Consider the following 19,805-nt stretch of genomic DNA (forward strand, 5'->3'; position numbering starts at 1 on the left):
CCCGCCGTCCGCAGCCTGCCGCCCGCAGCCAGGGGCGCCAGCCCCTGCAAAAACCGCTCCGTCAGCGCCGCCTCATGGCGGGCCACCCGGTCCATGCCCGTCTCCCGCAGCCACAGCAGCGCCGCCCGCAGCCCCATGATGCCCGGCAGGTTGGGCGTTCCCGGCTCAAAGCGGTCCGGCAGGAAGGGGGGCACCTCCTCCGTGTGGCTGAGGCTGCCGGTGCCGCCGGAGAGCAGCGGCTCCACCAGGGGGATCAGGTCCTCCCGCAGCAGAAAGCCGCCGGTCCCCTGGGGGCCCAGCAGGCCCTTGTGGCCGGTGAAGGCCAGGGCGTCGATGTGCATGGCCTCCATGTCGATGGGCAGGACGCCGGCAGTCTGGGCGCTGTCCAGAAAAAAGCGGAGGCCCCGGCGGCGGCAGAAGGCCCCCACCTCCGCCGCCGGAAGCACCGTGCCGCAGACGTTGGAGGCGTGGGTCATCACCACCGCCCGGGTATTGGGCCGGAGGCAGCCCTCCAGGGCCGGGAGGTCCAGGGCGCCGTCGGCGCCGCAGGGCGCCCGGGTGAAGGAGACCCCCGCCGCCGCCAGCTGCACCAGGGGGCGCATGACGGCGTTGTGCTCCATGGAGGAGACAATCACGTGGTCCCCGGGGCGCAGAAATCCCTTGAGCAGCACGTTCAGGCTCTCGGTCACGTTTTTGGTGAACACCACATTTTTGCAGTCCCCGCCGCCAAACAGCTCCCGCAGCAGCTCCCGGGTCTCGTAGACCCACTCCTCCGCCTGGTAGGCGCTGGCGTAGCCGCCCCGGCCCACGTTGCTGCCCACCCCGGTCATGTAGGTATAGACCGCCTCCGCCACCGCCTGGGGCTTTGGAAAGGTGGTGCTGGCGTTGTCCAGGTAAATCCGCTCCATCCATCTCCCTCCTTTTGAGGACAGCCTACCACAGATTTATTGAATTATCAAATGAATTCATTGATATTCCCGATAAATTAAATTGGTGCCGCCCGCCGCCCCGTGTTAAAATGGAAGCAGAAAGCATCCGCAGGGGGGAGAGGGACATGAAACTGGAACAAGAGACCCGGGGCATTCTGCTCTCGGGCGCGGTCATCGGCGTCACGGCGTCGCTGCTGGTGCTGCTGGGGAATCCGGCCAACATGGGCTTTTGCATCGCCTGCTTCCTGCGGGACACCGCCGGGGCCCTGGGGCTGCACGCCGCGGCGGCAGTGCAGTACCTCCGGCCGGAGATCGCAGGGCTGGTGCTGGGCAGCGGTCTGCTGGCCCTCTCCCGCCGGGAGTTCCGGCCCCGGGGCGGCAGCGCCCCCATGACCCGGTTTGCGCTGGGCTTTTTGGTGATGATCGGCGGGCTGATGTTCCTGGGCTGCCCCTTCCGGATGATCCTCCGCCTGGCCGGCGGGGACCTGAACGCCCTGGTGGGGCTGCTGGGCTTCGTCTGCGGCATTCTTGCCGGGGTGTTCTTCCTGAACCGGGGCTACTCCCTGGGGCGGACCTACGCCCTCTCCCCGGCGGAGGGCGCCGTCTTTCCGGCGCTGGCGGCATCGCTGCTGGTGCTGCTGGCGGCGGCCCCAGCCCTCCTCCGCTTCACGGAGGCCGGGGGCGGCCCCGGCGGCAGCCACGCCGCCGTCTTGGTGAGCCTGGCCGCGGGCCTTCTGGTGGGGGCCCTGGCCCAGCGGACCCGGCTGTGCATGGTGGGGGGCATCCGGGACGCGGTGCTGTTCCGGGAGTGGAAGCTGCTGGCGGGGCTTGCCGCCGTGCTGCTGGGCGCCCTGGCGTGCAACCTGATCCTGACCGCCGCCACCGGCGGCACCTATTTCTCCCTGGGCTTCTCCGGCCAACCGGTGGCCCACACCGACGGGCTGTGGAACTTCCTGGGGATGCTGCTGACGGGCCTGGGCTGCGTCCTGCTGGGCGGCTGCCCCCTGCGCCAGCTGGTTTTAGCGGGGGAGGGGAACACGGACAGCGCCGTGGCGGTGCTGGGCATGGTGCTGGGCGCCGCCTGCGCCCACAACTTCGGCCTGGCCTCCAGCGCGGAGGGACCCACCGCCCACGGAAAAATTGCCGTGGCGCTGGGCCTTGCGGCGGCCCTGGCCATCGCCTGCCTGCACACCCGTGCGGGCGGCAGTAAAAAAGGAGGCGTTTCCTGATGGAACAGATCGACGCGAGAGGGCTCTCCTGCCCGGAGCCGGTGATCCTGGCCCGGCGGGCCATGGCATCCGGCAAGGCGGCCTACCAAATCCTGGTGGACAATCCCGTGTCCCGGGAGAACGTGACCCGCTACGGGGAACACCAGGGCTACCGGGTGTCCGTGGAGGAGCGGGACGGCGTGTACACGCTGACGCTGACCAGGCCATGACCTACATCGCCACCTTTTATTCCCACTTCGGCGCCGTCCGCTTCAAGCGGAGCTGCGAGGCGGCGGGGGTCCCCGCCCGCCTCATGCCGGTGCCCCGAAGTCTGAGCAGCAGCTGCGGCACCTGCGTCTCCTACGAGGGCGCCGGGCCCCGGCTGGACCTGCTCCGCCCCGACGAGGCGGAGCAGGTGGTGGAGGCCGCCGAAACGGGCTACCGGACGCTGTACCGGGCGGCGGAGAGCGGAGCGGAGGGAGGTGCGGCGCCATGGAGACAGCCGTAAAGCTGACCAAGCTGGCCAGCTGCGCCGGATGCGGCGCCAAGGTGGGGGCGGGCACCCTGAGCCGGATGCTGGAGGGCTTTCCCACCCGCCGGGACCCCCGGCTCATCGTGGGCTACGACAAGAGCGACGACGCCAGCGTCTACGTGCTGGACGAGCAGACCGCCCTGGTGCAGACCACGGATTTCTTCCCCCCCATTGTGGACGATCCCTTCCTCTTCGGCCAGATCGCCGCGGCCAACGCCATCAGCGACGTGTACGCCATGGGCGGAGAGCCGAAGCTGGCGCTGAACATCCTGTGCACGGCGGAGGGAATGGCGCCCGCCGCCGTCCAGGAGATTCTGCGGGGCGGCTATACCAAGGCCTACGAGGCGGGGGTGCTCATCACCGGCGGGCACACCATCCAGGGGGCCGAGCCCATCTACGGCCTGGCGGTGTCCGGCTTCGTCCATCCCCAGCGGGTGCTGACCAACAGCGGCGCCCGGCCCGGCGACGTGCTGATTCTGACAAAGCCCCTGGGCATCGGAATCCTGACCACCGCCGCCAAGGCGGAATTGGTGGACCCGCCGGTGCTGGACCGGATTTACCGCCAAATGGCGGCCCTGAACAAGGCCGCCCGGGACGTCATGGTCCGCTTCTCCGTCCACAGCTGCACGGACGTCACCGGCTTCGCCCTGCTGGGCCACTGCTGCGAGATGGCCCAGGGCAGCGGCTGCACCATCCATCTCCACAGCGCCGCCGTCCCCTACCACCGGGAGGCCTATGCCCTGGCGGAGATGGGGTTCGTCCCCGCCGGCGCCTACCGCAACCGCTCCTTCGCCGAGTCGGAGGTCCGCCTGGCCGGGCCGGTCTCCCGGGCGATGCAGGATATCCTCTATGACCCCCAGACCAGCGGGGGACTGCTGTTCGCCCTGCCGGAGCAGGAGGCGCCCGCCTGCCTGCGGGCGCTGGAGAACGCCGTGCCGGAGGCCGCCGTGGTGGGCCATGTGACGCCCCGGCAGGAGACGGCCATCGTTTTGGAATAGCGGGCGATTCCCGCCGTACCCCCGCACAGCCCCCGGAGAACCGGTCCTGAAAGGACCCGGTTCTCCGGGGGCTGTGGCCGTATGCCGGGGCCGCCGGGATGTGTATTAATTTTAACAATGCCGCCCATCGGTTTTAACGTTTTGACTTTTTCCTCCTCCGGGCCTATGATAAAGGCACAAAGAGGGAACAAACCCCTCCAAAACCCAACAAAAAGGAGATGTTTGACATGATGGACCGGATGCCCAACCGCCTCGTCTACCGGAGGAAGTTCTCCTGCTCGCCCTACACAAGCTATGGCAACGCCAGCCTGGCCAGCATGAGCTGCTTCTCCCGCATGATAACTTGTCTGAAGCGCGGCGCGCTGCTGGGATGGAAAGGAGCACTCCGATGAAAACACAAAACGACCCGGTATTTGCCGCCGTCATCCGCAACTACGTCCGCTTCGGCGGGGTTCAGTAAGCCCTGCCGCATCGAAAGGAGCAGCGTTTATGAAGACCGTTCACGAGACCGCGTTTGCCGCTGTCATCCGCAACTACGTCCGCTTCGGCGGTTTACGATAATCCTCACCTCACATTCTCTCCCCTTTTCATCTCTCCGGCAGGCAGCCGAAAAGAGACCGGCGCGGACTTCTTCCCGCGCCGGTCTCTTTTTTAAGTTTCCTGATAGAGCTCCAGGATGGCGCCGTCCTTCCAGACGAAGGCCAGCCGGGCGGTGTCTCCGGCGGGCATGGGCCCGCAGATCACGCTGTCCGCGTCCGCCAGGTAGGCTTCCAGGTCGTCCACCCGGTAGGCCACGTGGGGATTGCGGTGGAGCACCTCCGGGAAGGGGGTTCCCTCCTCGAATTTCAGGTATTCGATCTTGTAATCGTAGTCATCTACATTGCTGACCCAGAACTTGCCCCCCTCGTTGTAGGTCATGCCGGGCTTTTTGTTGGTGACGGGGATGCCGATGTGCATATACGCTGCGGCCATGTCGCGTCCTCCTTATTCGGCGTTTTTGATCTCCTGATAGACCTCCAGGGCCTGCCGGGCGGTATAGCCCTCGTGGACCACCTTGCCGATGGCCTGGGCCATGCCGGCGGGGCAGTCGGACTGGAAGATGTTCCGGCCCATGTCCACCCCCCGGGCCCCCTGGTCGATGGCCCGGTAGGCCATCTCCAGTGCCTCCAGCTCCGGCAGCTTCTTGCCGCCGGCGATGACGATGGGCACCGGGCAGGCGGCGGCCACCCGCTCAAAGCCCTCGCAGTAGTAGCTCTTCACCACGTTGGCCCCGTTTTCCGCCAGAACCCGGGTGGCCAATTGGAAAAACTTCTCCGTCCGCTCCATCTGCTTGCCCACGGCCACCACGCCCAGGGTGGGGATGCCGTACCGGGCACCGGCGTCTGCCGTGCGGCTCAGCAGCTCCAGGGAGCGGGACTCCCCGGGGGCGCCGATGAAGGTCTGAACCGCCATGCAGTCCGCGTTCATGCGGATGGCGTTTTCCACATCGCAGGCGATGCCGCCGCCGTTGGACATATCGTCGTAGAGCACAGTGGAGTCGTAGGTCACCCGGACGCACTTGGCCACCGGGGCGGCGGGGGAGATGCAGGCGTGGATGACGCCCTTGGTGCCCATCAGCACGTCCACATAGGGAATCAGCGGCGGAATCACCAGGTCGATGCGCTCCAGCCCCGCGGTGGGCCCCATGATGTACCCGTGGTCAAAGGCCAGCATGACGGCGTTGCCGGAGCGGGCCTGAAACAGCCGGGCCAGGCGGTTTTTCATGCCCCAGCCGCAGTGGGCCGCGCCCTTGACGTAAAAGCCCTCCCGGGCCGCCGGAACGTCCAGGTGGTAGTCGTGGGCGGCCTTGTTTCCAATGTTGTCTGCCATAGATCCGTCTCCTTCCGGGCGCCCTCCGGCGCCTGCGGGAATGGGGTTATTTCGTCAGATAGGGGGTGCGGCAGGGGGCGTTCCACAGCCGCAGCAGCTCGTCGTCCATCCGGGCCATGAACATCTGGAAGCCCGCCTGCTCCTGGACGGTCAGCAGCTCGCCCACGTAGTTGGCCACGATCTCAATATTCTGGGCCCGGAGCACCTGCTCGCACTTGCGGTAGATAATGAGCTGCTCCATCAGCGTGGTGGCGCCGGAGCCGTTGATGATGAGCATGACCTTCTCCCCGGGCTGGATGCCGATGTCCCGCACCAGGGCGTTGACCATGATCTCGGCGGTCTCGTCGGCGCTCTTCATCAGTTGGCGGCCTCCGCCGCCCTCGCCGTGCTGGCCCATGCCGATCTCCATATCGTCCTCTCCCAGATCCGCCAGGGCGGCGCCGGTGGAGGGATGGGTGGCGCCTCGGACGGCCACGGCCAACGTGGCCATGTTGTCCGCGAAGCGCTGGGCCACAGCCGCCACCTCCTCCAGGCTCCTGCCCTCGGCAGCGGCGGCGCCGGCGATTTTATAGGTGGGGATGCAGCCCACCAGACCCCGGCGGTCCCCGGCGTTTTCCCGGGGGGGCGTTGGACACGTCCTCCTGGGTGACCACCTTCACCACGTTCAACCCCAGCTTTTTCGCCTGCTTCATGGTGAGGTTGCCGGTGAGCATGTCCCCGGCGTGGTTCAGCACGATGTACAGCACGCCCTTGCCTCTGTCCGCCAGCTTGATGGCGTCCACACAGGCCTGGGGGCCGGGGGCGGCGAAGACGTCGCCCACCACGGAGATATCCACCATGCCCTCGCCCACGAAGCCGGAGATGGCGGGCTCATGGCCGGAGCCGCCCTGGGTGACGATGGTGACCCGGTCCGCCCGGTCCAGGGCGTTGTTGATGATCATGTTCTGCTCCCCCCGGTGGAGGAGGTGGCGGTTGGCGGCGGCCAGGCCGTCCAGCAGTTCGTCGGTGAGGTCTTCCGGATTGTTGATGAATTTCTTCATGTTCATGGAATCGTCCTCCTGCTTTTAAATCAAATGGATGAGAGGCCCTGCGCCAGGCCCCGGAAAAACAGGGAAGTGGACACCGCTCCGGCGTCGGGCGTGCCGATGGTCTTCTCCTTGTAGCTGCGGGCCCGGCCATACTTGGACACAAAGCCCTCGCTGGCCTTGGCCCCGGCCTCAGCGGCGGCGGCAGCGGCCTCCAGAATCTCCGCCGGGCCGCCCTGGGCCGCCTGAGCCGCCTCCACGGCGGGGATCAGGGCGTCCATCATGGTCTTGTCGCCCACCTTGGCGTCGGTGATGTCCGCCATCTCCGCCAGGCATCCGGTGAACATCCGCTTCACGCCCTCGCCGTCCAGCTCCGTCTCCGCCGGCCCAAGCGCCGCCCCCAGGCCGGAGATCATGGTGCCGTACAGCGGCCCCGCGGAGCCGCCCTTCACCTCCATCACCGCCGTGCCCAGGCCGTCCAGGAAATCTTGGATGCTCTCCTCCCCCCACTGGGGAACCCGCTCCCGCAGGAGCCGTGCGATCTTCCGGATGGTGATGCCGTGGTCGCCGTCCCCAAAGCGGGCGTCAATCTCGCTGAGTCGGTCCGCATGGGCCTCCATCAGCGCCGCCGCCCCCAGAAACATGGCGGCAATGTGCGTGCGGTCCAGCATGCTGTCTCCTCCAATCCGCCGAATTTGTTACATTTGTAAGTTCATGATAGCGGAACCGGTGCAAAAAGCAAGAGGCATTTCCCATTTTCTCCAATTCCGGCAAGGAATTCCAGAATTTATCGGTAAGTCTGCACAAGAAAAACCACAGCGTTCCCGCCGGGCGGGAACGCTGTGGTTACTTATGTTACATTCTGTCCGCCAGCGCCCGGACCAGCTCCGCCCGGGCCACGATGTGGGTGAAGAGGCCGGTGCGCAGGGCGCCCCGCAGCGCCCGGAGGGCGGTGTTGGCGGAGCAGAGGCCCACCACGTTCCGGCAGCGGCTCATCTGCTCCAGGGGCATCTGGATGGCGAAGTCGTGGTCGGAGCGGATGATCTGGCCGCTCTCGTTGAAATAGTAGGCCAGCAGCCGCCCGCAGGCCCGCTGCCGGGAGAGCAGGTCCCCGTACCGGGCTACGGAGGCGAAGTCCGGCGTGGAGGGATAATTGCCGATGTTCACCAGGGCCGTGTCCACCGCCGCCCAGGTCTGCTCCATCTGGCGGTACAGCTCCGTGGAGCAGAGGACCTGCTTTTCCTCGTAGCTCTCCGGCAGGGCGGGGAGGTAGAGGAACCGGGGCTCCGCCCCCCAGGCGTGGGCCAGGATGCGGACGTTCTCATTGGTGTGGTAATTCCGGATGGGGATGCCCGCGTTGCCCAGCAGGGGGCACAGCTCCTCCACCGGACTGCGGAGGGGCGGCTCCCGCTCCACCAGGGACACCAGCTGCCCCACAAAGTGGCCCCAGCCGATGCCCACCCGCCGGGCGTCCAGCTCCTCCAGCAGAGAGAGGGCCCCCCGGCACAGGGCCAGGTTGGTCTCCTTGTCCCCGGCGCCGTCCGGCACCAGCACCCCGCCGGTGAGGGAGGTGGTCTCCCGCAGGCGGGGCGGCAGGGCCTCCGCCTCCCGGCCGGGGGCGTGGACGGTGATCTCCACCACGCCCAGCTCCCGGGCCTCCCGCAGCAGGCGGCTGACCATGGGCCGGGAGACGCCCAGCTCCGCGGCAATTTCGCTCTGCTTCCAGTCCTCCAGATAGTACCGCCGGGCCACGTGGGCCAGCCGCTGCTGCTTTTCCCGGGAAATCTGCATCTGTCCTCCCCCTCTCTCCGAAATGTTGGGTTACATAGGTTACTTATAGCACACGGCTTTCGGAATTGCAACTTCTCTTCCCGCCGCCGCTGTGGTATACTGGCGGCAACAACCACCATAGCGGGGAGGGACGCATCATGCTGGACTGGGAGCACCTTGGAAAATACCGGGAGAACAACCGCCTGGAGGCGAAAAAGGCCCAGGGCGGGCTGCCCCACAGCATCTGGGAGACCTACTCCGCCTTTGCCAACACCTTCGGCGGCCTCCTTCTGCTGGGGGTGGTGGAGGGGGCGGACAAGACCTTCACCACCGTCCCCCTGCCGGACCCGGACCAGCTGGCGGCGGACTTCTGGAACACCCTCAGCGTCCCCGGCACCGTCAGCGTCAACATCCTGGGCCGGGAGGACGTACAGGTGGTGGAGAGCGGCGGCAACCGCATTGTGGTGATTCAGGTCCCCCGGGCGGACCGCCACGACCGGCCAGTGTTCATCGGCCGGGACCCCTTCGCCGGCACCTACCGCCGCAGCGGGGAGGGGGACTACCGCTGCACCGCTCAGGAGGTCCGGGGCATGCTCCGGGACCAGGCGGACGTGTCCCAGGACACGCGGGTGCTGCCCCACATGACCGCCGACGTGTTCGACGGCGACAGCGTCCGCTCCTACCGCCGCCGGGCGGAGGCCCTCCACCCCGGCCTGGGGCAGGCGGGACTGGACACCTCCGTTTTTTTGCAGCGCGTGGGCGCCATGGCCCGGGACGGCGCCGGGCGGCTGCGCCCCACGGCGGGCGGGCTGCTGATGCTGGGCCGGGAGGCGGAGATCTGCCGGGAATTCCCCGGCTACTCCCTGGACTATCAGGAGGCCGGGGGCGCGGCGCGGATTCTCTCCGCCTCCGGGGACTGGAGCGGCAACCTCTTCGACTTTTACTTCCGGGTGTACCGCCGCATCGCCCGGAACCTCCCCGGCGGGGAGGCGGGGTCCGTCCGCCGGGCCCTACAGGAGGCCCTGGTGAACGCCCTCACCCACGCGGACTACCAGGACCGGCGGGGGCTGGTGATCCAGAAGCTGCCCAACCAAATCCGCATCGCCAACCCCGGCGCCTTCCGGGTGGACGTGCGGGAGGCCCTGGCCGGGGGCGTGTCGGACCCCCGGAACGCCACCCTCATCCGCCTGTTCCGCCTCATCGGCGCCGGCGGCGGGCAGGGGGGTCTCTCCGGCATCCGGGCAGTATGGCAGTCCCAGGGCTGGCAGGCGCCGGAGGTGGTGGAGAGCTTCGGCCCGGACCGGACGGTGCTGACGCTGCCCCTGCGGCCCCCGGCGGAGAGGCCCAGCCTGCGGCAAGCCGTGGTGGTCTACCTCACCGAGGCCGCCGACGCCGGCGCCGGAGAGGTGGCCCGGGCGGTGGGCCTGGAGGAGGCCGCCGCCCGGGACCTGCTCCGGCGGATGGAGCGGGAGGGGACGCTGGCGGCGGAAGAGACGGCGGGGCAGCGGCGGTGGCGGCTGCGGTCCTGACGGCAGATTTTCGTTGCACCGCCGGGGCGGGTATGGTATGATGGCACCAGAGAACAGCCGCCCAGGCGGCGCGGCAGCGGAGGAGAGGACTATGAACAAAATCATCACCATCAGCCGGGAATACGGCGCGGGCGGGCACTCCATCGGCAAGCGGGTGGCCGAGGCGCTGAACATCCCCTTTTACGACCGGGACATCGTGAAGGAGACGGTGAAGGCCAGCGGCTTCGACATGGACACGGTGGAGCACGACCAGGAGGAGGTCTCCAAGGCGGACTTCTTCCTCAAGAGCATCTGCTCCCTCTCCGCCCCTTCCTATAACGACACCCAGGACGCCATTCACGACGTGCAGCGGGCGGTGATCCTCCACCTGGCCCAGAAGGGGCCCTGCGTCATTCTGGGCCGCTGCGCCGACGACATCCTGCGCACGGCGGGCGTCCCCTGCGTCAACGTGTTCATCCACGCCGACGACCGCCTCCGGATGGCGCGGGCCGGCGAGCTCACCGGCTGCACCGACGCCGGGGAGCTGCAAAAGCTGCTGTCCAAGAAGGACGGCAGCCGCCACACCTATTACGCCCACTACACCGGAAAGAAGTGGGGCGACAGCCACAACTACCATATGACCCTGGACAGCGGCGCCCTGGGCTACGATCTGTGCGTGAAGCTCATTGTGGAGGCCGCCCAGGCGGCGGGGTAAGGAGGCGTCCGGCCCGGAGAGAGGAGGGGGTCCCGGTGTTCTTTTCGCGGTATCGGAACAGCTTCTGGCGGGTTCCGCTGATCGCCCTGGTCGCGGGATGGCTGTATACGCCGTGCTACGTCCGCATCGTGCTCCGCTTCGGCGTGGTGTCGCCGGGGGTGATCGACGAGGGGGTGTCCCTGCTGGCCAGCGGCGGGCTGCTGGCGGCCACGCTGGTTTTGGGGTGGGCGGCGCTGCTGCGGCGGCAGACCCGGGCCGAAATCGCCGTCTCCGCCTCCCTTGTGGTGGCCTACGGCTTGGCGCTGTACGCCCTTCAGGCGCTCTCCGGCAGCACGACGGGCCCCGCCGCGGTGGTGTTTTTGCACCTGGAAACCCCGTTGGAGTGGACGGCGTTTCCCTCCACGCTCTCCCATTACCTTCAGCGCCGCGGCGCCGGGACGGTTCCCGGGCTCGGCCTGCTCCGATTCTTCGTGCCCTGGCTGTTCATCGCCTTTGGCCGGCGGGCCCCGGCGGCGTAGACAGGGCGGCAGTTGGCGAGAAAAAGACACCCGGATATCCGGGTGCCTTTGTTTATGTCTGGGGCAGCCCCTCCAGATAGTGGACGAACTGCTGGGCGGTGCGGCCGGAAAAGCCGCTGTGGCGGACCTCCCAGGTGTTGGCCATGGCCATGAGCTTCTGGTCCTCCATGGCGATGCCCTGGCGGGCCGCCAGGGCCCGGACAATCTCCTGGTACTCCTTCTGGGTGGGGGCGTTGTAGTTGATGGCCACGCCGAAGCGGCTGGCCAGGGACAGCTTCTCCTCCACGGTGTCGGAGCGGTGGATGTCGCCGTGGTGCTCCATATCCGTCCGGTCGTTCCAGGTCTCCCGGATCAGGTGGCGGCGGTTGGAGGTGGCGTAGATCAGCACGTTGTCCGGCCGGGTCTCCACGCCGCCCTCGATCACCGCCTTCAAAAACTTGTACTCCACCTCGTTCTCCTCAAAGGACAGGTCGTCGATGAAGATGATGAAGCGGTAGTTCCGGTTCTTGATGTGGGCCAGGATGGCGGACAGGTCCCCGAACTGGTGCTTGTAAATCTCGATCATCCGCAGCCCCCGGTCGTAATACTCGTTGATGAGGGCCTTGACGGAGGTGGACTTGCCGGTGCCCGCGTCGCCGTAGAGCAGCACGTTGTTGGCCCGCTTGCCGTCCAGGAAGGCCTCCGTGTTCCGGCGGAGCTCCTGCTTCTGGTGCTCGTAGCCCAGCAGGTCGTCCAGCAGCACGCCGTCGATGTTGCTGATGGGCAGGAAGTCCACCCCGCCCGCCGCCTCCCGGCGGATGCGGAAGGCCCGGCTCATGGCGAAGACGCCGTAGCCGTAGCGGCGGTAGTAATCCGTCACCAGGTGGAACATGGTCTCCTCGTCCGGGGCGTCCGCCAGCTCCCGCCGCAACGTGCGCACCTGGCGGCTGATGTCCCGGTTGTACATCCGCTCCCGCTTGGGGATGGCCTGATACCGGCAGATCACAGAGAAGCAGTCGATACCCAGGTCCGCCTCCAAGGGGGCGAAGTCGAAGTGCATCAGGCGGCGGAACACGGCGAAGTCGTTTTTGGCGAAGTGGTTCACGCTGCCCTGGCTGGCCCCCACCCGCTCGCAGGTCTGGGTGAAGGAGTTGCGGTTGGTCATCAGCAGCCAGGTGAGGTAGCACTGCCACAGGTTCTCGTCAAAGCCGCAGGCGGTGGCCAGGTCCAGCAGCCGCTTGATCTGGGCGTAGATGCGGCCCACCAGGGCGTCGCGGTCGGCGCCGGCCTCCCAATCCCGGAAGACCTCCCCCAGGCGGACCAAAATCTCGTCCTCGCCCAGGTCGCTGTACAGCAGCAGGTGCGCAAGGTCTCGGTACATACGATCAAATCCTCTCGCGGGCCCGCCCCCTCCGGGGCGGGCCCCATGCGTTTATTCCAGAACCGCGCCCCGGTCGGCGGAGGAGACCATCTTGGCGTAGCGGGCCAGGTAGCCCGTCTGGATGCGGGGGGCGGGGCAGACCCAGCGGGCCTTCCGCGCCGCCAACACCTCGTCGGACACCTTCAGCTCGATGGTGTGGGCGGGGATGTCGATGGCGATGAGGTCCCCCTCCTCCACCAGGCCGATGGGCCCGCCGGAGGCCGCCTCCGGGGAGACGTGGCCGATGGAGGCCCCCCGGGTGGCGCCGGAGAAGCGGCCGTCGGTGATGAGGGCCACATCCTTGTCCAGCCCCATGCCGGCGATGGCGCTGGTGGGGTTGAGCATCTCCCGCATGCCGGGGCCGCCCTTGGGCCCCTCGTAGCGGATCACCACCACGTCCCCGGCCACGATCTTCCCGTCGTAGATGGCCCGGATGGCGTCGTCCTCGCAGTCGAAGACCCGGGCGGGGCCGGTGTGGACCATCATCTCCGCCGCCACAGCGGACTGCTTCACCACGCAGCCGTCGGGGGCCAGGTTCCCCTTCAGCACGGCGATGCCGCCGGTCTTGGTAAAGGGGTTCTCCACGGGGCGGATGATCTCCGGGTTCCGGTTCACCACGCCCTCCAGGTTCTCCGCCACGGTCTTGCCGGTGCAGGTGGGCAGGGAGGTGTCCAGCAGCCCGGCCTTGGTCAGCTCCGCCATGACGGCATACACGCCGCCGGCCCGGTCCAGATCCTCCATATAGGTGTCCCCGGCGGGGGCCAGGTGGCAGAGGTTGGGCGTCCGCCCGGAGATCTCGTTGGCCATGTCGAAGGAGAGCTCGATGCCGCACTCGTGGGCAATGGCGGGGAGGTGGAGCATGGTGTTGGTGGAGCAGCCCAGGGCCATGTCGATGGCCTCCGCGTTGTGAAAGGCGGCCTCCGTCATGATGTCCCGGGGGCGGAGGTCCCGCTTCACCAGCTCCATGATCTGCATGCCCGCGTGCTTGGCCAGGCGCAGCCGGGCGGAGTGGACGGCGGGAATGGTGCCGTTGCCCCGCAGGGCCATGCCGATGGCCTCGGTGAGGCAGTTCATGGAGTTGGCGGTGTACATGCCGGAGCAGGAGCCGCAGGTGGGGCAGGCGTTGTTCTCGTACTCCTCCACCCCCGCCTCGTCCAGCTTGCCGGCGTAGTAGGCGCCCACCGCCTCAAACATGTGGGAGAGGCAGGTGCGGCGTCCGTCGTTGAGGGTGCCTGCCAGCATGGGGCCGCCGGAGCAGAAGATGGTGGGCACGTTCACCCGGGCCGCGGCCATCAGGAGGCCGGGCACGTTCTTGTCGCAGTTGGGGATCATCACCAGGCCGTCAAACTGGTGGGCCAGGGCCATGGCCTCCGTGGAGTCGGCGATCAGGTCCCGGGTCACCAGGGAGTACTTCATGCCCACGTGGCCCATGGCGATGCCGTCGCACACGGCGATGGCGGGGAACTCCACCGGCGTGCCGCCGGCGGCCCGGACCCCGGCCTTCACCGCCTCGGCGATTTTGTCCAGGTTCATGTGTCCGGGGACGATCTCATTGTAGGAGCACACCACGCCGATGAGGGGCCGCTCCAGCTCCTCCTTCGTATACCCCAGGGCATAGAGCAGGGAACGGTTGGGGGCGGCGGGAATGCCCTTTTTTACCACATCACTTTTCATGGGCCGCGTTCTCAGTTGGAGGCGGTGTCGGGATCGGTGTCGTCGCCCCAGAGCATGTTCTTGCGCAGCTCCGCGCCCACGGTCTCCATGGGGTGCTTGGCCAGGATGTCCCGGGTGGCGTTGAAGAAGCAGCGGCCGTTCTTGTTCTCGGCGATCCACTTGCCGGCGAAGGTGCCGTTCTGGATGTCAGTGAGGACGGCCTTCATGTTCTTCTTGGTCTCCTCATAGGGCAGAATCCGGGGACCGGAGACGTACTCGCCGTACTCGGCGGTGTCGGAGATGGAGTAGTTCATCATCGCCACGCCGCCCTTGTTGATGAGGTCGATGATGAGCTTCATCTCGTGGATGCACTCGAAATAGGCGTTCTCGGGGGCGTAGCCCGCCTCCACCAGCGTCTCGAAGCCCAGCTTCATCAGCTCCACCACGCCGCCGCAGAGGACGGCCTGCTCACCGAAGAGGTCGGTCTCGGTCTCATCCTGGAAGGTGGTCTCCATCACGCCGCCCCGGGCGCCGCCGATGCCCGCCGCGTAGGCCAGGCCGATGTCGTAGGCCTTGCCGGTGGCGTTCTGCTCCACCGCCAGCAGGCAGGGCACGCCCTTGCCGCTCACATAGGTGGAGCGGACGGTGTGGCCGGGGCCCTTGGGGGCGATCATCAGCACATCCACGTCCTTGGGGGGGACGATCTGCTTGAAGTGGATGTTGAAGCCGTGGGCGAACATCAGCGCGTTGCCGCTCTCCAGGTTGGGGGCGATGTCCTTCTTATAGACCTCGGCCTGGACCTCGTCGTTCACCAGCATCATCACGATGTCGCCCCACTTGGCGGCCTCGGCCACGGTCATGACCTTCAGCCCGGCCTTCTCGGCGGCGGCCCAGTTCTTGCTGCCCTGGCGCAGGCCCACGCACACGTCGCAGCCGGATTCCTTCAGGTTCAGGGCATGGGCATGGCCCTGGGAGCCATAGCCGATGATGGTGATCTTCTTCCCGTCCAGCTTCCCCAGGTCGCAGTCCTTCTCATAATACATGTTTGCCATAATCATATTCCTCCTTCAATTTGTTGCCGTCATATATCGTGCTACGCCCTCTCTCGATTGCGATAGTACCGGTCTTTGCGATCTCCAGAATGCCGAAGTCCGTCAGCATCCCGATCAGCGCCGTGATCTTGCTGCCGCTGCCGAAGATGCCCAGCGTCAGGCTCTCCCGCCCCACGTCGATGACCTTGGCCCGGAAGATGTTGGCCAGCTGGATCACCTCGTCCCTGGCGCCCCGGTCGGCGGCGGCCACCTTCACCAGGGCGATCTCCCGCCGGATGGAGGTGTCCTCGTCCAGAATCTTCACCGCCGTCACCGGCAGCAGCTTGCTGCACTGGGCGGCGATCTGCTCCAGCATGGCCTCGTCCGCCAAAATGCCGATGGTGATGCGGGTGATGCCGGGGCGGTCCGTCTCGCCGGAGACGATGGATTCGATGTTGTAGCCCTTCCGGGAGAACAGGCGGGCCACCTGGCTCAAAACGCCGGGGATGTCCCGCACCAGAATGCAGAGGGTATAGAGCTTGCGCTCCGTGTCCAATTGCCGTTTCATCGCCGTCCCTCCCTCAGTTCAGCAGAAAGTCCGTGATGGCGGAGCCCGCGGCCACCATGGGCCGCACCATCTCGTCGATATCCAGCACGCAGTCGATCACCGCGCCGGTGCCCGCCGCCAGCGCCTCCGCCAGCGCCTGCTCCATCTCCGCCCGGGTCCGCACCCGGAAGCCCCGGAGCCCGTAGGCCTCCGCCAGCTTCACGAAGTCCGGTCCACGATCCAGGGTGGTCTGGGAGAAGCGCTTGCCGTAGATCAGGCTCTGCCACTGGCGGACCATGCCCAGCGTGCCGTTGTTGAAGATCACGGAGACGATGGGCAGTCCGTAGTGCTCCACGGTGCACAGCTCATGGCAGTTCATGCGGAAGCACCCGTCGCCGGTGATGTGGAGCACCCGCTTGTCCGGGTTCCCCATCTGAGCGCCGATGGCAGCCCCCAGGCCGAAGCCCATGGTGCCGAAGCCGCCGCTGGTGAGGAGCTGGCCGGGGTAGTCGAAGTGAAGGTATTTGATGGCCCACATCTGGTGCTGACCCACGTCGGTGGCCACAATGGCGTCCCGGGGGGCCCGCTGCCGGATGACCTCCAGCACCTGCTGGGGCGTCAGGCAGGCGCCGTCCCCCGCCTCGGGGGGCGTCCGCATGGGGAGGATGCGCTCTTTCCAGCCGGGGTGGCGGTATTGGGGCATCCCCTGATTCAGCAGTGCGAGCACCCGGCGGGCGGAGCCGATGATGTGGTGGTCCGTCACCACGTTTTTGTCGATCTCCGCCCGGTCGATGTCGATCTGGACGATTTTGCTCTGAGCGGCGAAGGTGGCCGGATCCAGGGCCACCCGGTCAGAGAAGCGGCAGCCCACGGCGATGAGCAGGTCGCACTCGTCGCAGGCCACGTTGGAGGCCCGGGAGCCGTGCATCCCGATCATGCCGGTGGTGAGGGGGTGGTTCCCCGGGAAGCCGCCGCCGCCCATGACGGTGATGGCCACCGGGACGTCCAGCTTCTCCGCAAACTCCCGGAACTCCCGGTGGGCCCGGCCCCGGACCACGCCGCCGCCGCAGATCAGCAGCGGCCGCTCCGCCTGGGCGATCATCTCCAGCAGCCTGTCCACGTCCTGGCGGTTCGGCTCCGGCTTTCCCGGGCCGTGGCCGTCCCCCAGGGTCTGGATGCTGCCGCAGGTCCGGTTCTCCCGCCAGGGGATAAAGGTGTAGTCAATCTCCTGGTCCGGGGCCGTCACGTTTTTCAAAAAGTCGATGAGCACCGGCCCGGGCCGCCCCGTGGCGGCCACGGCGAAGGCCTGGCGCATCACGTCGGGAATCTGCCGGGCGTCCCGCACCAAGAAGGCCGCCTTGGTGATGGGCATGGCGATGCCGGTGGAGTCCACCTCCTGGAAGGCGTCCTTGCCCAGCAGGCTCTCCCCCACGTTGCAGGTGATGAACACCACGGGGGAGGAGTCCAGGTGGGCGGTGGCGATGCCGGTGGTGAGGTTGGTGGCGCCGGGGCCGGAGGTGGCGAAGCACACGCCCACCTTGCCCGTGGACCGGGCGTAGCCGTCCGCCGCGTGGGCGGCGCCCTGCTCGTGGGCCGTCAGCACGTGGCGAATCCGGTCCTGGTAGCGGTAGAGCTCGTCGTAGAGGTTCAAAATGGTGCCGCCGGGGTAGCCGAAGACGGTGTCCACCTCCTGCTCCAGCAGGCATTCCATGATGGCCTGGGTTGCGCGAATCTTCAAGACGTATTCCTCCTCTTTGCCGCAGGCGGCCCTCAAATCTTGCCGCCGCCCTTTTGCAGGGCGATGACGCCGGTGCGGACCACCTCCAGGATGTTGAAGGTGCGCATCATCTCCTGGAAGCTGTCCAGCCGGTCCGGCGTGTCGGACAGCTCCATGGTCATGGAGACGGGGGAGATGTCCGAGACCTTGGCGCCGCAGATGCCGCAGATGGTCATGATGTTGGTCCGGGTTTTGCTGTTGGCGCTGACCTTCAGAATCATCAGCTCCCGGCCGATGAAGGTGCCCTCGTCCAGGGTGCGGACCTTGATGACCTCCACCAGCTTGTTCAGCTGCTTTTCCACCTGCTCCACCACGCTGTTGCCGCTCTCGACGATGATGGTGATGCGGGAGACGGCGGGGTCGTCGGTGACGCCCACCGCCAGGGAGTCGATGTTGAACGCCCGGCGGGAGAACAGGCTGGTGATGCGGTTCAGCACGCCTGCCTGGTTTTCCACCAGGACGGATATGGTCTGTTTCATGGCGTCCTCCTCATTCGTCGGTGTTGGCGTCCGGCGCCACCCGGGCGATCAGCAGGCAGGGGCCCTTCTCCGCCAAAAAGCGGTCCAGCACCGCCTCCGCCTCGCCGTCGTTCTCCAGCGTCAGGCTGGGAATGCCGTAGGCCCCCGCCACGGCGGCGAAGTCCGGACTGCCCTCCAGCGCCACGCCGAAGGGGCCGCGGTAGGGGGCGCTGCACTGGATCTGGTTCACCAGGCCCAGCACGCCGTTTTGCAGCAGGACGATCTTGAGGTCCATGCCGCCGCAGCGCACCGCCGCCAGCTCGTTCATGGACATCTGGAAGGACCCGTCCCCGCAGACCACCACCGTCTGCCGCCCGGGCTGGGCGGTCTGGACCCCCACCGCCGCCGGCAGGGCGTAGCCCATGGTGCCCAGCCCCCCGCTGGTGAGGAAGCGGCACCCCCGGAGCCACAGGTGGCGGCAGGCCCAAATCTGGTTCTGCCCCACGTCCACGCACACGGCGGCGTCCGGCCGGAGCCGCCGGCCCAGCAGTTCCAGCAGCCGCCCGGGGGTGACGCTGTCCGTCCGGCAGGGGAAGGGCTGCCCCAGCTCCGCCGCCCGGCGCTGGGCGAGCTGCTCCCGCCAGGGGCCGCAGTCCACCTGGATGTCCCGCTCCAGCAGCTGGCGGAGGATCACCCGGGCGTCGCCCACCAGGGGCAGCTCCGGCTGGATGTTCTTGCCGATCTCCGCCGGGTCCACGTCGATGTGGATGGAGGGCATCCGCCGCTGGATCTCGCCGGGGGAGAGGATGGCCCGGTCTGCCACCCGGGTGCCGATCATGATGAGCAGGTCCGACTTGGCCAGGGCCTTGTTGGCGCAGACGTTGCCGTGGCTGCCGATCATGCCCATGTTCAGGGGGTGGCCGGTGGGCAGCAGGGACAGGCCCATCATAGTGGTGACCACCGGGATTTGCAGCGCCTCCGCAAAGGCCGCCAGCTCCGCCTCCGCCTTCGCCAGGAACACGCCGCCCCCGGCGCAGATCACCGGCTGGCGGGCCTGGGCGATGGCCTCCACCACGTTGGCGATCTGCTTGTCGTTGCCCCGGACGCTGGGGTGGTAGCCCCGGATGTCCACCGCCTCCGGGAACGCCGCCTCCACCGTCTGGTTCTGGATGTCGATGGGGATGTCGATGAGCACCGGGCCGGGCCGGCCGCTCTCGGCGATGTAAAAGGCCTCCTTGATGATGCGGGGCAGCTGGGCGGCGTCCTTAACCAAATAGCTGTGCTTGGAGAAGGCGGAGACGGCGCCGGTGATGTCCACCTCCTGGAAGATGTCCCGCCCCAGGAGGTTGGAGGGCACCTGGCCGGTGATGGCCACCATGGGGATGGAGTCCAGATAGGCGGTGGCGATGCCGGTGATGAGGTTGGTGGCGCCGGGGCCGGAGGTCACCAGGCACACGCCCACCTTTCCCGTCACCCGGGCATAGCCGGAGGCCATGTGGCCCGCGTTCTGCTCCGTCCGCACCAGGGTGTAGCCCAGCTCCGGCATCTCCCGCAGCACGTCCACCACCGGGCAGATCGTCGCCCCGGCATAGCCGAAAATCTGCTCCACCCCCTCCCGCCGGAGTCCCTCCAGCAGGATCTGCGCACCTGTCATTTCCATTTCCATGTCCCCCTTTGACGGCCGGCCAGCCGGCCCTTGTTTCCCTTGTGGTAAGAAAAAACGCCTGTGGTTCGTCGGTCGAACCACAGGCGTTTGGGTGATCTTGCAATTCTTCCGGTTAAGCCGCTCTCGCCGCCGATAACCGGATGCCGCTCCCCCTGCTCCAGGCATGACCAAATGCACTATTCTCTTCCCGTACCAGAACTAC

General features: G+C 67.3%; 20 protein-coding genes and 1 pseudogene. 8 read left to right on the forward strand and 13 right to left on the reverse strand.

All coding sequences use genetic code 11. The features are described from left to right. Positions 1-908: aminotransferase class V-fold PLP-dependent enzyme (locus QZS21_RS08300; protein ID WP_295582265.1), on the reverse strand; the 908-nt coding region annotated here is incomplete at its 3' end. A 146-nt stretch (positions 909-1,054) separates the two neighbouring features. On the opposite strand from QZS21_RS08300, the gene yedE reads away from it, so the two are divergent. From yedE to QZS21_RS08325, 5 genes are all read left to right on the forward strand, one after another. Beyond that, positions 1,055-2,158, forward strand: coding sequence for a YedE family putative selenium transporter (yedE, locus tag QZS21_RS08305; protein ID WP_295582267.1), 1,104 nt, complete (start codon positions 1,055-1,057; stop codon positions 2,156-2,158). Further along, positions 2,158-2,367, forward strand: coding sequence for a sulfurtransferase TusA family protein (locus tag QZS21_RS08310; RefSeq protein WP_295582269.1), 210 nt, complete (start codon positions 2,158-2,160; stop codon positions 2,365-2,367). The genes yedE and QZS21_RS08310 overlap by 1 nt, the downstream gene beginning before the upstream one ends. Beyond that, entirely contained in the window at positions 2,364-2,645 is a 282-nt protein-coding gene (locus QZS21_RS08315; RefSeq protein ID WP_295582272.1) for a DUF3343 domain-containing protein, read from the forward strand. The genes QZS21_RS08310 and QZS21_RS08315 overlap by 4 nt, the downstream gene beginning before the upstream one ends. Beyond that, positions 2,630-3,667 carry a selenide, water dikinase SelD gene (gene selD, locus QZS21_RS08320; RefSeq protein WP_295582274.1) on the forward strand — a complete coding sequence of 346 codons (1,038 nt, stop codon included), beginning with the start codon at positions 2,630-2,632 and terminating at the stop codon, positions 3,665-3,667. The genes QZS21_RS08315 and selD overlap by 16 nt, the downstream gene beginning before the upstream one ends. A 227-nt stretch (positions 3,668-3,894) precedes the next feature. Further along, a complete protein-coding gene (locus tag QZS21_RS08325) occupies positions 3,895-4,059 on the forward strand; it encodes a hypothetical protein (protein ID WP_295582277.1) in 165 nt (54 codons plus the stop codon). Positions 4,060-4,318: 259 nt separating this feature from the next. Here QZS21_RS08325 and QZS21_RS08330 read toward each other — a convergent pair whose 3' ends face one another. The 5 genes and pseudogenes from QZS21_RS08330 to QZS21_RS08350 form a co-directional block, all read right to left on the reverse strand. Further along, positions 4,319-4,639: a hypothetical protein gene (locus tag QZS21_RS08330; protein ID WP_295582279.1), complete on the reverse strand. Its 321-nt coding sequence runs from the start codon at positions 4,637-4,639 to the stop codon at positions 4,319-4,321. Positions 4,640-4,651: 12 nt separating this feature from the next. Further along, on the reverse strand, positions 4,652-5,536 hold the full coding sequence (gene lsrF, locus QZS21_RS08335) for a 3-hydroxy-5-phosphonooxypentane-2,4-dione thiolase (protein WP_295582280.1): 885 nt from the start codon (positions 5,534-5,536) through the stop codon (positions 4,652-4,654). A 46-nt stretch (positions 5,537-5,582) separates the two neighbouring features. Further along, positions 5,583-6,582 (reverse strand): annotated as a pseudogene (locus QZS21_RS08340) (dihydroxyacetone kinase subunit DhaK). Between the two features lie 23 nt (positions 6,583-6,605). Further along, the gene (locus tag QZS21_RS08345) at positions 6,606-7,232 is read right to left on the reverse strand and encodes a DAK2 domain-containing protein (RefSeq protein ID WP_295582282.1); all 627 of its coding nucleotides are present in this window, start codon (positions 7,230-7,232) and stop codon (positions 6,606-6,608) included. A 184-nt stretch (positions 7,233-7,416) separates the two neighbouring features. Beyond that, the gene (locus QZS21_RS08350; RefSeq protein WP_295582284.1) at positions 7,417-8,352 is read right to left on the reverse strand and encodes a sugar-binding transcriptional regulator; all 936 of its coding nucleotides are present in this window, start codon (positions 8,350-8,352) and stop codon (positions 7,417-7,419) included. A 137-nt stretch (positions 8,353-8,489) separates the two neighbouring features. Here QZS21_RS08350 and QZS21_RS08355 point away from each other — a divergent pair, with 137 nt between their 5' ends. The 3 genes from QZS21_RS08355 (at position 8,490) to QZS21_RS08365 (ending at position 11,072) form a co-directional block, all read left to right on the forward strand. Then, a complete protein-coding gene (locus QZS21_RS08355) occupies positions 8,490-9,860 on the forward strand; it encodes an RNA-binding domain-containing protein (protein WP_295582286.1) in 1,371 nt (456 codons plus the stop codon). A 91-nt stretch (positions 9,861-9,951) separates the two neighbouring features. Then, entirely contained in the window at positions 9,952-10,554 is a 603-nt protein-coding gene (locus QZS21_RS08360; RefSeq protein ID WP_295582289.1) for an AAA family ATPase, read from the forward strand. 35 nt (positions 10,555-10,589) lie between these two features. Then, the gene (locus QZS21_RS08365) at positions 10,590-11,072 is read left to right on the forward strand and encodes a hypothetical protein (RefSeq protein ID WP_295582291.1); all 483 of its coding nucleotides are present in this window, start codon (positions 10,590-10,592) and stop codon (positions 11,070-11,072) included. 52 nt (positions 11,073-11,124) lie between these two features. On the opposite strand, the gene QZS21_RS08370 is transcribed toward QZS21_RS08365, so the two are convergent. The 7 genes from QZS21_RS08370 to ilvB (QZS21_RS08400) are packed head-to-tail and all read right to left on the reverse strand — an operon-like array spanning position 11,125 to position 19,597. Further along, the gene (locus tag QZS21_RS08370) at positions 11,125-12,432 is read right to left on the reverse strand and encodes an ATP-binding protein (RefSeq protein WP_295582293.1); all 1,308 of its coding nucleotides are present in this window, start codon (positions 12,430-12,432) and stop codon (positions 11,125-11,127) included. 51 nt (positions 12,433-12,483) lie between these two features. Further along, complete coding sequence (ilvD, locus tag QZS21_RS08375) at positions 12,484-14,145, reverse strand: dihydroxy-acid dehydratase (RefSeq protein ID WP_295582295.1); 1,662 nt, start codon at positions 14,143-14,145, stop codon at positions 12,484-12,486. Positions 14,146-14,156: 11 nt separating this feature from the next. Further along, a complete protein-coding gene (gene ilvC, locus QZS21_RS08380; RefSeq protein WP_295582298.1) occupies positions 14,157-15,176 on the reverse strand; it encodes a ketol-acid reductoisomerase in 1,020 nt (339 codons plus the stop codon). Further along, complete coding sequence (ilvN, locus tag QZS21_RS08385; RefSeq protein WP_295582300.1) at positions 15,157-15,723, reverse strand: acetolactate synthase small subunit; 567 nt, start codon at positions 15,721-15,723, stop codon at positions 15,157-15,159. The genes ilvC and ilvN (QZS21_RS08385) overlap by 20 nt, the downstream gene beginning before the upstream one ends. 13 nt (positions 15,724-15,736) lie before the next feature. After that, positions 15,737-17,440 carry a biosynthetic-type acetolactate synthase large subunit gene (gene ilvB / locus QZS21_RS08390; RefSeq protein WP_295582302.1) on the reverse strand — a complete coding sequence of 568 codons (1,704 nt, stop codon included), beginning with the start codon at positions 17,438-17,440 and terminating at the stop codon, positions 15,737-15,739. Positions 17,441-17,472: 32 nt separating this feature from the next. After that, positions 17,473-17,958 carry an acetolactate synthase small subunit gene (gene ilvN, locus QZS21_RS08395; RefSeq protein ID WP_295582304.1) on the reverse strand — a complete coding sequence of 162 codons (486 nt, stop codon included), beginning with the start codon at positions 17,956-17,958 and terminating at the stop codon, positions 17,473-17,475. Between the two features lie 10 nt (positions 17,959-17,968). Next, entirely contained in the window at positions 17,969-19,597 is a 1,629-nt protein-coding gene (gene ilvB, locus QZS21_RS08400; protein WP_295582307.1) for a biosynthetic-type acetolactate synthase large subunit, read from the reverse strand. Positions 19,598-19,805 lie beyond the last annotated feature (208 nt).

Source organism: uncultured Oscillibacter sp. (assembly GCF_900544955.1).
Taxonomy (GTDB): domain Bacteria; phylum Bacillota; class Clostridia; order Oscillospirales; family Oscillospiraceae; genus Oscillibacter.